Origin of the sequence: Agrobacterium radiobacter, assembly GCF_040801995.1 — a bacterium.
Taxonomy (GTDB): Bacteria; Pseudomonadota; Alphaproteobacteria; order Rhizobiales; family Rhizobiaceae; genus Agrobacterium; species Agrobacterium radiobacter.
In genome coordinates this window covers 2,482,956-2,495,666 of sequence record NZ_JBEGHX010000001.1, presented here as the reverse complement: position 1 = coordinate 2,495,666, position 12,711 = coordinate 2,482,956, and the positions used below count along the sequence as shown (strand labels likewise).

12 protein-coding genes are annotated in these 12,711 nt (G+C 61.8%); 10 read left to right on the top strand and 2 right to left on the bottom strand.

All coding sequences use genetic code 11. The annotated features are described in order from the left end of the window. Window positions 1-98 precede the first annotated feature (98 nt). Genes MRBLRC7O_RS12290 through MRBLRC7O_RS12260 form a run of 7 tightly spaced genes read left to right on the top strand, consistent with a single transcriptional unit; the run spans window position 99 to window position 8,378 of the window. The gene (locus tag MRBLRC7O_RS12290; protein ID WP_003505282.1) at window positions 99-485 is read left to right on the top strand and encodes a DUF1636 family protein; all 387 of its coding nucleotides are present in this window, start codon (window positions 99-101) and stop codon (window positions 483-485) included. Beyond that, window positions 482-1,519 (top strand): cobalamin biosynthesis protein CobW, encoded by a 1,038-nt coding sequence (gene cobW, locus MRBLRC7O_RS12285; protein ID WP_003505281.1) that lies wholly within the window; start codon window positions 482-484, stop codon window positions 1,517-1,519. The genes MRBLRC7O_RS12290 and cobW overlap by 4 nt, the downstream gene beginning before the upstream one ends. Window positions 1,520-1,521: 2 nt before the next feature. Further along, entirely contained in the window at window positions 1,522-4,872 is a 3,351-nt protein-coding gene (gene cobN, locus MRBLRC7O_RS12280; RefSeq protein WP_080866493.1) for a cobaltochelatase subunit CobN, read from the top strand. Next, complete coding sequence (cobG, locus tag MRBLRC7O_RS12275; protein WP_020809687.1) at window positions 4,872-6,227, top strand: precorrin-3B synthase; 1,356 nt, start codon at window positions 4,872-4,874, stop codon at window positions 6,225-6,227. Before cobN ends, cobG begins: the two co-directional genes overlap by 1 nt. Beyond that, a complete protein-coding gene (locus tag MRBLRC7O_RS12270) occupies window positions 6,224-6,856 on the top strand; it encodes a precorrin-8X methylmutase (protein WP_003505278.1) in 633 nt (210 codons plus the stop codon). Before cobG ends, MRBLRC7O_RS12270 begins: the two co-directional genes overlap by 4 nt. After that, window positions 6,853-7,620 (top strand): precorrin-2 C(20)-methyltransferase, encoded by a 768-nt coding sequence (locus MRBLRC7O_RS12265; RefSeq protein WP_003505277.1) that lies wholly within the window; start codon window positions 6,853-6,855, stop codon window positions 7,618-7,620. The genes MRBLRC7O_RS12270 and MRBLRC7O_RS12265 overlap by 4 nt, the downstream gene beginning before the upstream one ends. Continuing rightward, entirely contained in the window at window positions 7,617-8,378 is a 762-nt protein-coding gene (locus tag MRBLRC7O_RS12260; protein ID WP_020809686.1) for a precorrin-3B C(17)-methyltransferase, read from the top strand. Before MRBLRC7O_RS12265 ends, MRBLRC7O_RS12260 begins: the two co-directional genes overlap by 4 nt. Here the strand turns inward: MRBLRC7O_RS12260 and MRBLRC7O_RS12255 are convergent. Continuing rightward, entirely contained in the window at window positions 8,345-9,127 is a 783-nt protein-coding gene (locus tag MRBLRC7O_RS12255; protein ID WP_020809685.1) for a cobalt-precorrin-6A reductase, read from the bottom strand. The two genes, MRBLRC7O_RS12260 and MRBLRC7O_RS12255, sit on opposite strands and share 34 nt — an antisense overlap. Here MRBLRC7O_RS12255 and MRBLRC7O_RS12250 point away from each other — a divergent pair. The 3 genes from MRBLRC7O_RS12250 to cobM are packed head-to-tail and all read left to right on the top strand — an operon-like array spanning window position 9,126 to window position 11,568. After that, window positions 9,126-10,385, top strand: a complete 1,260-nt coding sequence (locus MRBLRC7O_RS12250; RefSeq protein WP_020809684.1) for a bifunctional cobalt-precorrin-7 (C(5))-methyltransferase/cobalt-precorrin-6B (C(15))-methyltransferase — start codon at window positions 9,126-9,128, stop codon at window positions 10,383-10,385. The genes MRBLRC7O_RS12255 and MRBLRC7O_RS12250 overlap by 2 nt on opposite strands. Next, a complete protein-coding gene (locus tag MRBLRC7O_RS12245) occupies window positions 10,379-10,798 on the top strand; it encodes a cobalamin biosynthesis protein (RefSeq protein ID WP_003505273.1) in 420 nt (139 codons plus the stop codon). Before MRBLRC7O_RS12250 ends, MRBLRC7O_RS12245 begins: the two co-directional genes overlap by 7 nt. Next, window positions 10,795-11,568 carry a precorrin-4 C(11)-methyltransferase gene (gene cobM / locus MRBLRC7O_RS12240; protein WP_003505271.1) on the top strand — a complete coding sequence of 258 codons (774 nt, stop codon included), beginning with the start codon at window positions 10,795-10,797 and terminating at the stop codon, window positions 11,566-11,568. The genes MRBLRC7O_RS12245 and cobM overlap by 4 nt, the downstream gene beginning before the upstream one ends. Here cobM and MRBLRC7O_RS12235 read toward each other — a convergent pair. Continuing rightward, window positions 11,523-12,653 (bottom strand): cobalt-precorrin-5B (C(1))-methyltransferase, encoded by a 1,131-nt coding sequence (locus MRBLRC7O_RS12235; RefSeq protein WP_020809683.1) that lies wholly within the window; start codon window positions 12,651-12,653, stop codon window positions 11,523-11,525. The genes cobM and MRBLRC7O_RS12235 overlap by 46 nt on opposite strands. Window positions 12,654-12,711: the final 58 nt, after the last annotated feature.

The following is a 12,711-nucleotide window of genomic DNA, read 5'->3' as shown; positions in this document are numbered from 1 at the left end:
ATGCCGTTTTCGACATCCGCACCCCGAGATTTTTTGCAAGGCGCGGGAAACGATACGGTTTGGATATTTCAGCGACATATTCTTCTACGAGTGGAAACATGCAGGACGAAACGGCGTCCGGCGTGACCGTCTTCATTTGCAGAAGCTGTCGCGATGAAGCCGACGCCAATGCCGAACCGCGCCCCGGTTCGCGTCTCGCCGATGCCGTCATGGCAAAGGCGGAGGAAACGGGTGTCACCGTTCGTTCCGTCAACTGTCTTGCCAATTGCAAGCGCGGCCTCAGCGCCGTGCTGCGCAGCGCCAATGGCTGGTCCTATGTATTCGGCGGGCTGACGACCGGTGATGCGGAAGATTTGTTGACCGGCGCGCGGCTGCTGGCCGCCGCCCCCGATGGTCTGATGCCCTGGCGCGGCCGCCCCGAACCATTAAAGCGCGGCATGGTGGCGCGCATTCCCCCATTCGATTTTACCGAGGAGAGATCATGAGCACCCTTCTGGACCGCGTTCCCTGCACCATCGTTACCGGTTTTCTGGGGGCCGGCAAAACCACGCTGCTGCGCGGTCTTCTCGAAAAGCTTGACGGCAAGCGGCTGGCGATCATCGTCAATGAATTCGGCGATATCGGCATCGATGGCGAGATTCTGAAAGGCTGCGGCATTGAAAGCTGCCCGGAAGAAAACATCGTCGAACTGGCCAATGGCTGCATCTGCTGTACGGTGGCGGATGATTTCCAGCCCGCCATCGAACAGATTCTGAGCCGCCAGCCGAAGGTGGAGCATATCCTCATCGAGACCTCGGGCCTTGCCTTGCCGAAGCCCTTGGTGCAGGCCTTCCAGTGGCCGGCCATCAAGAGCCGTGTGACGGTGGATGCCGTCGTGGCCGTGGTGGATGGCGCTGCCCTCGCCGAAGGGCAGGTGGCGCATGACATGGAAGCGCTCGCCGCTCAGCGGGCCAATGACGAGGCGCTCGATCATGATGACCCGGTTGAAGAGGTTTTCGAGGATCAGGTCGCCTGCGCCGATCTTATTGTGCTGACCAAGGCCGATCTTCTTGACGATGCCGGCCTGGACAAGGCCAAGGCGCATATTCTCGAACATCTGCCGAAGGCAGCAAAGATCGTCGTGGCCTCCAATGGCGCTATCGATCCCGCCGTGCTGATCGGTCTTGGCCTTGCGGTGGAAGAGGATATCGAAAACCGCCGCACCCACCATGATGGCGAGCTTGACCACGAGCATGACGATTTCGACAGCTTCGTCATCGATTTGCCGGCCGTCACCGACCCGGAAGCGCTGGCTATCCGTATCGCCGAGACGGCTGCTGCGGAAAATGTCCTGCGGATCAAGGGCTTCATCGAAGTTTCCGCAAAGCCGATGCGCCTGCAGGTGCAGGCTGTCGGCAGCCGCGTCAACCACTATTACGACCGGCCCTGGGCCGCGGGTGAAGAACGCCGCAGCCGTCTCGTCGTCATCGGTGAAAAGGGCCTCAATCGCGAGAAGATCGAGCAGATGCTGGCCGCCTGACGATGCATATTCTCGCCACCACATCCTCGTCTCTGGACGACCTGATAGAGCCGGTTGATCTCAACCAGCCCCGGTCGGATGTGGTGATGCTATCGTTTTCGGCAAGCGATCTGGCCGGGCTGGAACAGGCTTGGCGGCGAACCGAGAGTACACTACCCTCCCTGTCCGCCGCCAACCTGTCCGAGCTTCGGCACCCGATGTCGGTCGATCTGTGGATTGAAAAGACGGCGGAACACGCCAAGGTTATTCTTATCCGGATTCTCGGCGGTGCAGAACGCTGGCGCTACGGTGTCGATCAGCTTTCCATTCTGGCGCGCAGGCGCGGAATAAGGCTGCTGCTCCTGCCGGGAGAATGCAGCGACCGAGATGAAAAGCTTGAAGCGGCATCAACCGTCGATCGGCGGATCTTGGCCTCTGCCCTCTCCTTCTTCCGCGAGGGTGGGCAGGAGAATATGGGCCGGCTTGCCGGTGGTCTTACCTCCCTTGCAAATGGTGAGACATGGCCGGATATCGAGGCTGAACCGCTGCCGAAAGCCGGTTTCTACCGACCCGGCAGGGGCGTCATGGATCGGGCGGAAGCCTGCGAGGGTTTTCCCGCCGGTGCGCCCCTTTTGCCGATCCTCTTTTACCGCTCCATGCTTCTGGCGGCAGATGCTGCACCTGTGGATGCGCTCTTCGAAGCGCTCTCGCAGCGCGGTTTTGCACCCTTGCCGATTTTTGTCAGCGGCCTGAAGGATTGCGAGGCGATCCGTTTCCTCGAAACGGTGCTGCCAGATCTCAAACCCGCCGCCATCATTGCCGCCACCGCCTTCGCCAGCCAGACGGATGACGAGGGTAAAACACTGTTCGACCGGCTCGGCGTGCCGGTGTTTCAGGTAGTGATGGCGACGACGCGACGGGACGGCTGGGCGGAAAATGCGCGCGGTCTCAATCCCTCCGATCTTGCCATGCATGTCGTTCTGCCGGAACTGGATGGCCGGATTCTTGCCGGTGCGATCTCGTTCAAACAGGCGCGAATGGATGGTGGCGCGAGTTTGCTCAATGTACCCGAGGCCGATCGCGTCGAGCAGGTGGCAAATCGCATCGCCGCTTTCCTGCGGCTGCGGCATGCCGCTCCACGGGATCGCCGGATCGTCATTCTGATGCCGGATTATCCCGGTGCGGCGCCCGGGCGAACCGGTTATGCCGTCGGTCTTGATGTGCCGCAAAGCGTTCTCGAAATGCTGCGCGATCTCGCTGGCGCAGGTTATGCGGTCGAGGATATTCCTAAAACCGCGCGGGCGTTGCTCGACCGCGTCGAAAAGCAGGAAGCGACGATTGGTCTTTCCGTCTATGAGAGCTTTTTTTCCACCCTGCCACCTATAGCTGCCGCATCCGTAAATGCGACATGGGGCGCAGCAACCGACGACGACGCATTGGTTGATGGTGCATTCCGGTTTCGTGTCGCCCGTTTCGGCGAAGTATTCGTGGCGCTCGCGCCCGACCGGGGCCGCAACGAGGATCGCCGGGTGGATTACCACGACCCTGCCCTGCCGCCGCGTCACGCGTTAGTCGCTTTCGGTGCATGGATGCAGCGGGTCGCAGATGCGCATGCCATCGTGCATGTGGGTGCGCACGGCACGCTGGAATGGCTGCCGGGCAAGACGGTCGCGCTTTCCCGTGATTGTTTTCCCGAAATTGTCACCGGCTCGCTGCCCGTAGTCTATCCGTTCATTGTTTCCAATCCAGGCGAAGCGGCGGTCGCCAAGCGGCGTATCGCGGCCGTGACCATCGGCCATGTTCCACCGGTGCTGGTCAATGCCGGGCTTTCCCCGGAACAGTCGGCGCTGGAACAGCTCGTTGATGAATATGCGCAGGCGGATGGGCTGGATCGCCGCCGGCGTGACCGACTGGCGAAACTGATTGTCGAAAAGGCGCTGGAGACTGGGCTTGCAGCTGAGGCGGGCGTGGGTGTGAAGGATGATGCCGATGCGGCCCTGTCGCGCATCGACGCCTTTCTGTGCGACCTCAAGGATTTCGCCATCAAGGACGGCCAGCATGTTTTTGGCCGCTGTGCCGAAGCCGAGACCGATCTTCTGAGGCTTGAAAGCGCCAAATCGGAAAAAGCTGCCCTGCTGGCTGCGCTTGATGGCCGGCATATCGCCCCCGGCCCCTCCGGCGCACCTGCGCGCGGACGGCTCGATGTGCTGCCCACGGGCCGCAATCTCTATGCCGCCGATCCGCGCACCATGCCGACGCCGACGGCGTTCGAGCTCGGCAAAATGGCGGGCGAAGAGGTGCTGCGCCATCATCTGCAGTCCCACGGCGACTGGCCGAAACATCTGGTTTTCGATCTGTGGGGCAGCGCCAGTCTGCGCAATGGCGGTGAGGATGTGGCCCAAGCGCTGCATCTGATGGGGGCGAGACCGATCCACGATCTCGCCACCGGCCGGGTCACCGGCATCGAGGTTCTGCCGCCGGCGAGCCTGGGGCGGCCGCGTGTCGACGTCACCTTTCGCATATCCGGCCTTTTCCGCGATATGTTTCCGGCACTGATCGCGCTTCTCGACGCCGCCGCCAAGGCCGTTGCGCGGCGGGAGGAAGCGCCGGGCGACAATCCTCTCGCGGAAGAGGCCGTCGCGCTCGGGCATATTCCGGCGCGCATTTTCGGCTCCGCGCCCGGCACCTATGGTGCCGGCATCGAAGAAAAGCTTGCGAGCGGGAAATGGGAAGAACGCGAGGAGCTGGGGCAGGCCTATCTCGAGGCGGCGAGCCACGCTTTCGGTGGTGCGGACGGGCTGGAGATTTTCGAAGATACCGGTTTTGTGGAGCTGGTCAGGCGGGCTGAGCTTCTGGTTCATACCGGCGATGATCCGGGTCGTGACCTTCTCGATGGTTCTTCCGATGTCGCCTTCATTGGCGGCTTTTCCGCTGCGAAGGCCGTGCTTGGCGGGGTCGCTGACATCGTGGCGCTGGATACCACAGATCCGGCACGCCCGCGTGCAAGGTCAATGACGCAGGCGCTGACGCGGGTGGTGCGCGCGCGCGCCGTCAATCCACGCTTCATTGCAGGCCAGATGCGGCATGGTCCGCGCGGGGCGGCGGAGTTCGCCGAGACGGTGGACCGGCTGATCGGCTTTGCCGAAACCACACATGCGGTGTCCTCCTCGTTGATCGAGGCGCTTTACGACGCCTATTTCGGCAATGAGGACGTGCGCGATTTCATTCTGCGGGAAAATCCGAAAGCGGCGCAAGTGATGGCAGAACGGTTTTTATCCGCCCGCCGTCGTGGGTTGTGGCATAGCCGCCGCAATGCTGTGGATGCGGAACTTGAAATGCTCATCATGCCGCGGCCCCAAAGGGTGGAGGCGTGATGATGGCCGCTGCCGATCCCGTCCAGCCCTTTGGCCGCCGTGGCCTCTGCCCGGCCCTCTCCGTTCCAATGCGCACCGGAGACGGTTTTTTGTCGCGGATCGCTTTCGAGGCGGATATTGGCCCGCGTGATATGGCGGTGCTTTGCCATTTTGCCGAGCTGCATGGCAACGGATTGATCGACATTACCGCGCGCGGCAGCCTGCAATTTCGCGGCCTGACGCCGGAAAGCGCCCGCGCCCTGGAAAAAGATGTTCTGGCGCTGGATTTGCCGCTGCGTGAGGGACTGGCAGTTGAGACCTCGCCTCTCGCCGGTCGGGATGACGCGGAAATCGCTGATGGCCGCCCACTCGCCGCAGAGATTCGAAAAGGGGCTGACAGGCTCATTCTCCATGAGAAGCTTGCCGCTAAAATGTCTGTCGTCGTTGATGGCGGCGGGCACCTCTCCATGGGAGATTTGCTGGCCGATATTCGCCTGAAAGCACTGTCACTTGATGGTCGGACCTTCTGGCGATTGCTCGTTGGCGGGCCGGAAAGCAGGGCGCTGAATGCGGGACTGGTCGAGACGGGCGCGGCGGCGGGCGCCGTCGTGTCGCTGCTCGCCTTTCTGGCCGGCAAGGGACCGCTTACCCGTGGCCGCGATCTGGACCATTCGACCATAAAGACAGTTTGCGGAGATCGCCTGCTCGATCGGGTGATTGCGGACGAAGCCAGGGTGGCTTCTGCCCCTCTGGGACTGATGACGACGGGAAAGGACTGCTTTGCAGTTGCTGTCGCGCCTGCTTTCGGGCAAATCCGGGCCTGCGATTTGTCTCATCTCTGCGAACGGGCCGGTACGCTCGACATCAAGGCTCTACGGCCATCCCCAAACCATAGCCTGCTATTTTTTGGATCGTCATCCGCTTGCAACGCCTTGCTGGAGATTGCAGGGGAGTCCGGTTTCATAACGACGGCAGGTGACGCGCGCTCCTCCATCGCCGTCTGTCCCGGCGCGCCGGGCTGCGCTTCGGCTTTTCTTCCCACCCATGAACTGGCCGCCTTTGCGTCTGAGGAATGCGCGTCATTGCTGGATGGCTCCTTCACGCTGCATATTTCCGGCTGTGGTAAGGGTTGCGCTCATCCCGCGCCGTCGCTTCTCACTTTTTCCGGCACTGCCGATGGCCTGGTCTTTTCTATTGCAGGCCGCCCCGGCGATGTGCCGGATGGCATTTTACCTTTCCCGCATCAGAGGACGGTGCTTTCGCGGCTTGCCCGTCTTTACGAAAAAGAACATAAGCCCGGGGAAAACGCCGCTACCCTGTTTGCCCGGCTGGGCAAACAGGCGATCGGTGCGGCGCTTCGACAGGATGACCGATGACCGACTATGACTATATTCGCGACGGCAATGCGATCTATGAGCGCTCCTTCGCCATCATTCGCGAAGAAGCGGATTTGTCCGCCTTTACCGAAGAGCAGGCGGATATCGCCATTCGCATGATCCACGCCTGCGGGCAGGTGGAGGCGGCCAGCCATTTCCGTTTTTCGCCCGATTTCGTCGCCGCTGCACGTGGTGCCCTGCTTGCTGGCAAGCCCGTTCTCTGTGATGCGGAAATGGTGGCCCACGGCGTGACGCGTGCCCGTCTTCCGGCTGATAATGATGTGATCTGCACCCTTCGCGATCCGCGCACGCCTGAGATAGCGCAAAAGATCGGTAATACCCGTTCCGCCGCCGCACTCGATCTCTGGGCCGAGAAGCTGGATGGCGCGCTGGTCGCCATCGGCAATGCGCCGACGGCCCTGTTTTATCTTCTGGAAATGCTGGAAAAAGACGCGCCGCGCCCCGCCGCCATCATCGGCATGCCCGTTGGTTTTGTCGGTGCGGCGGAATCGAAAGACGCGCTGGAAGCAAGTTCGCTCGGCATTCCCTATGCCATCGTCAAGGGACGCATGGGTGGCTCGGCGATGACGGCTGCCGCCATCAACGCGGTTGCGAGGGCTGGCCTGTGAGCGCGGCTCTTTTTGAAAACCCCAGAGGTAAACTCGTTGGCGTCGGCACCGGCCCCGGTGATCCCGAACTTCTGACGCTGAAAGCCGTTCGTGCCATCGAAAATGCCGATGTGCTCGCCTTCTTCTGCAAAAAGGGTGGCAGCGGTAACGGTCGTGGCATTGTCGAAGCCTTCATTCGCCCCGGTACGCTGGAAATGCCGCTGGTCTATCCGGTAACCGTCGAAAGCGACAAAAACGGCAGCGATTATCGCGATGCGATCGTCGCCTTTTTCGATCAGTCGGCGAAGGATATTGCCGTGCATCTCGAGGCCGGGCGCAATGTTGCCGTGCTGTCGGAAGGCGATCCGCTGTTTTACGGTTCTTATATGCACCTTCATTTGCGGCTTGCTCCGTCCTACCCGGCGGAGGTCGTTGCGGGTATCACGGCAATGTCCGGCTGCTGGTCCATGGCCGGTCTGCCGCTGGTGCAGGGCGATGATATTTTGAGCGTCCTTCCCGGCACGCTTGGCGAAGATGTTCTGACGGAACGTCTGTCCGGCACGGACGGTGCGGTGATCATGAAGGTGGGGCGCAACCTGCCAAAGATTCGCCGGGCGCTGGAAAAGGCCGGTAAGCTTGAAGAAGCGCTTTATGTCGAGCGCGGCACGATGGCCAACAGCCATGCGGTGCGGCTCATCGAACGTGATGCATCGCCTGCGCCCTATTTTTCACTGGTTCTGGTGCCGGGCTGGAAAACGAGGCCCTCTGCAGGTGAAAAGCCATGACCGGCAGGCTCGTCGTTGTCGGCCTCGGCCCGGGTAGTGCGGCGCAGGTGACGCCGGAGGCGCTTGCCGCTGTCGATGCCTCGGAGGATTTCTTCGGTTATATTCCCTATCTCGATCGCCTTTCGCTTGGGCCGCACCAGCGTCGCCATGCGTCCGACAATCGCGAGGAGATTTCCCGCGCCGAGCAGGCTTTGCGGCTTGCGGCTTCCGGCGGCAAGGTCTGCGTGGTGTCCGGCGGTGATCCCGGCGTTTTCGCCATGGCGGCGGCAGTTTGCGAGGCGATCGAAAGCGGTCCTTCCGAGTGGCGCGAGATCGATTTTTCCGTCGTGCCCGGCGTGACCGCCATGCTGGCGGTCGCTGCGAGGGCCGGCGCGCCGCTTGGCCATGATTTCTGCGCCATTTCGCTGTCGGACAATCTGAAGCCCTGGAGCATCATTGAAAAACGGCTGATTGCGGCGGCGGAAGCAGGGTTTGTCATGGCTTTCTACAATCCCGTCAGCAAGGCGCGTCCGCACCAGCTCGGTACCGCTTTTGATCTGTTGCGGGCGCATTTGCCCGGTTCTGTGCCGGTGATCTTCGGTCGGGCAGCAGGCCGGGCGGATGAGCGTATCCGGGTGATACCTCTTTCGGAAGCCTCGAGCGACATGGCTGACATGGCCACCTGCATCATCGTCGGTTCGGTTGAAACCCGTCTGATTGAACGATCCGGCAAAGAACCGCTGGTTTATTCGCCGCGTTTTTCGAGAAGAGAGAGCTGATGTTGGATGGCGGTGAGCGCAGCTGCAATATCCGGCACCGTCACATCATTCATGGACGCGTCGTTTCGCTTTCGCGGCCGCTCGATCATGATGACCGGCAGGCGGAGCCGTCTTGCGGCCTCGATCTTTCCATAGCTGGCGCTGCCACCGGAATTTTTCGAGACCAATGTCTCGATGCGGTTTTCTTCCAGCATGCGGATTTCATCATCCAGCGCAAAAGGACCACGCGCGGTGATGTAGCGCGCATGCGGCAGTTTCAGTGGCGGCTCCACGGGGTCAACGCTGCGGATGAGATAGCTGTGCTGGGGCGCGGCTTCGAAAGGAAGCAGCTCCTGCCGTCCCAAAGCCAGAAACACGCGCCGGCCTTCGCTGCCGAGCGCAATAACAGCCTGCTCGACGCTGTCGACACCATGCCATGTGTCATCCGGCTGGCGCTGCCAGGCGGAACGCGAAAGCGCCACAAGCGGGACCTTGGCAAGCCGCGCCGCCTCAACGGCATTGGTGGAAATCTTCGCCGCATAGGGATGCGTGGCATCCACCAGAATATCGAAACCCCCGGTGCGAATGAAATCCGCAAGACCTACGGCACCGCCAAAACCGCCACTGCGCATCGGCACCGGCTGTTCGACCGGCGAGAGTGTGCGACCGGCCATGGAAAGCAGAATTCGGTAGCCGGAGTCTTCTGCCAGCCTGCCGGCCAGAATGCGGGCATCCGCCGTGCCACCAAGGATGAGTATGGAGCGTGTCATGACGTCTGAATATTCCGGAACGGGCGATGCTTCCACAGAAAAGAAAGAGGAGCCGTGGCTTTCCATCGTCGGCATTGGTGAGGATGGGCTCGAGGGGCTGGGCCGGAACGCGATCAAGGCGATAGAGGCGGCCGAGATCGTTTTCGGCGGTAAACGCCATCTGGAACTGGCGGCTGCGGCTGTTCGTGGTGAAGCACGGCGCTGGCCGGTGCCGTTCGACACGGATATGAGTGATGTCGTGGCGCTGCGTGGCAAGCGGGTTTGTGTGCTCGCCTCCGGCGATCCGTTCGTTTATGGCGTCGGCGTTACGCTTCTGCGGCATGTCGAGGCGCATGAGACGGTTTGTCATCCCTCGCCTTCCGCCTTCTCCCTGGCGGCGGCGCGACTTGGCTGGGCGCTGCAATCGGTTGAATGCGTTTCGCTGCACGGCCGTTCCATTGATCTCCTGCGGCCGTATCTCCATGCCGGTGCGCGCATCATTGCGCTCACTTCGGATGCTCACGCCCCGGCTTTGATTGCGGAATTGTTGTCCGATTTGGGCTTCGATCAGTCGGAATTCGTTTTGCTCGAAGCCCTGGGCGGCGAGCGGGAGAGGCGACGGCAGGTCAGGGCGGCCGATTTCGCCTTTGCTGATATTGATGCGCTGAATGTGGTGGCGATTGACGTCGTTGCGGATGAGGGTGCACGCGTCCTGCCTTTTACCTGTGGTCTTGATGACAGCCTGTTCGAACATGACGGGCAGATCACCAAACGCGAGATCCGCGCCGTGACACTTTCCTCTCTTGCCCCACGGCGGGGCGAATTGTTGTGGGATATCGGTGCCGGTTCGGGTTCGATCGGTATCGAATGGATGCTGTCGCATCCCTCGCTTCGTGCGATCGCCATAGAGCAGCACCCGGAAAGGGCGGAGCGTATCGCCCGCAATGCCGAAGCTTTCGGTGTACCGGGGCTTGAGGTCATGATCGGCGCGGCTCCCGCAGCTTTTGAAGGCTTGCCTCAGCCGGATGTGATTTTCATTGGCGGCGGCGGCAGTGAAACGGGCGTGCTGGAGGGGGCCATGGAGGTCCTGAAACCGGGTGGGCGGCTGGTCGCCAATGCGGTGACGCTGGAAATGGAGGCGGTACTGCTTGCCGCCCATGCGCGGCTTGGCGGTTCGATGATCCGTCTGGATGTGTCGCGGGTGGTGGCTGTCGGCTCCATGTCGGGCTGGCGTCCGGCAATGCCGGTGACGCAGTGGAGTTGGGTCAAGCCATGGTGACAGTGGCTGGCATAGGCTGTCGCAAGGGCACGGGTGCGGATGCTGTCATGGCCGCCGTGCGCGCTGCGGAGCATGCTTTTGGCATGACCGCAGAATGCCTGGCGACTGCGCCGCTCAAAGCCGGTGAAGCCGGTCTTGCGGCAGCGGCAAAAAGCTTGTCGCTGTCGCTGGAAATCGTATCGCAGGAGCGGCTCGATGCGGTCGCTTCGAAAACAATGACATTTTCACAGGCAAGCCTTGATCATGCCGGCTCGCCAAGTGTCAGCGAAGCGGCGGCGCTTGCCGCCGCCGGAGAGAATGCAAGGCTGGTCGCGCCGCGTCTTGTGGTTGGCGATGTGACGGTGGCCATCGCAACGACTGACGATGCCCCACGTGATAGCGGCTGCGCCATCGAACATGGAGAACAACAATGACGGTTCATTTCATCGGCGCCGGTCCGGGTGCCGCCGATCTCATTACGGTGCGCGGGCGCGATCTTATCGCCGCCTGCCCGGTGTGCCTTTATGCGGGTTCACTGGTTCCGAAGGCGCTCATCGATTATTGCCCGCCGGGTGCACGCATTGTCGATACGGCAGCGCTTTCGCTTGACGAGATCGAGGCGGAGTTTGTGGCTGCAGCAGAGGCCGGCAAGGATGTGGCGCGGTTGCATTCCGGCGACCTTTCCGTCTGGAGCGCCATGGGTGAACAGATTCGCCGTCTGGAGCGGCTGGGTCTCGATTATACCGTCACGCCCGGCGTGCCCTCCTTTGCCGCTGCAGCCGCCACTTTGCAGCGGGAACTGACGGTGCCGGAAGTGGCGCAGAGCCTTGTACTGACCCGCATTTCCGGTCGTGCATCGAAGATGCCTGACGGTGAGACACTGAAGGCTTTCGGTGCGACGGGTACGACGCTCGCCATTCATCTCGCCATTCATGCCATCGGCAAGGTGGTGGAAGAACTGGCGCCACTTTACGGCTCCGATTGCCCGGTTGCCATCGTGGTTCGCGCCTCCTGGCCGGATGAGCGGGTTATCAGGGGAACGCTGTTCGACATTGAAGGAAAGCTCGCAGCCGAACCGGTGGAGCGGACGGCCCTGATCTTCGTCGGACGTGGACTTGCCTCGACGGATTTTCGTGAAAGCGCGCTTTATAGCACCGACTATGTCCGGCGGTTCCGATCTCCGAAAGAAGATGCGACGGGCTGATGCGACGGCGTGGAGGCGGTGCGCCCCTTGAGCGTGCCCTGACGATCGAACACCAGAATATCAAGCGCAATGGCGGGCGTCTTCAGCGCCGCCGCTGCGGTCACCCAGGCTTTTTCCGCCACGACCGCACCGAGGTCTATCCCCGCGCGTTCGGCCAGCTCAAAGGCGTGCGCCACCATGTTGGCCTGACGGATGGCAATGGCGAGGCTTTCGTCTCCTCCGGCTTCCGTCGCCAATGCCGCCAGCGCATCAAGATCGGCCAGTCCCTTCTTGGAGTGCACGTCGAGCATTCCCTGCGCGAGCTTGGTCATCTTGGCGACGCCGCCGGCAATCGTCACCCGCTCGACCGGATGACTGCGCAGGTATTTCAGCATGCCGCCGATGAAATCGCCCATGTCGATCAGCGCGGTTTCCGGCAGATCGTAAAGCGCCTGCCCGGCTTTTTCGGAGGTGTTGCCGGTGGCGCCCAGCACATGGGCGCAGCCGGTCGCGCGCGCCACATCAATGCCACGCCAGATGGAGTGGATCCAGGCGGAGCAGGAAAAGGGAATAACGATGCCTGTTGTGCCGAGGATGGAAATGCCGCCAACAATGCCGAGCCTGCCGTTCAGGGTTTTCTCCGCCAGTTTCTCGCCGTCGCGGACGGAAATCTCGACTTCGAAATCGGCACTTTCTCCGGCCACCTCTCGAATCGCTGTTTCGATCATCTTGCGCGGTACGGGGTTGATGGCGGGTTCTCCCGGTGGCAGGGGCAGGCCCGGCCGTGTGATGGTGCCCACGCCCTTGCCGGCCTTGAAGGTGATGCCGCTTCCCGGTTGACCTCGTCGCACCGTGCTTTCGATCAGCGCACCATGGGTTACGTCGGGATCGTCACCCGCATCCTTGACGACACCGGCGCGGGCGAAGTTTTCACCCTTTTCCTCGGTGGCGAGGGAAAATGCAGGCCTCGCGCCGCTTGGAAGTTCGACCTCGACAGGGTAAGGAAATTCGCCGGTCAAAAGGGCAGCGCAGGCCGCCTTCGTGGCGGCCGCCGCGCAGGTGCCCGTGGTCCAGCCGCGGCGAAGGGTCTTTCCATCTGTTTCCATATGAATTTCTATAGCCGGGACGGCTTTTTCCGTCATCGTTAAAAAGCAGCCAAGAAGA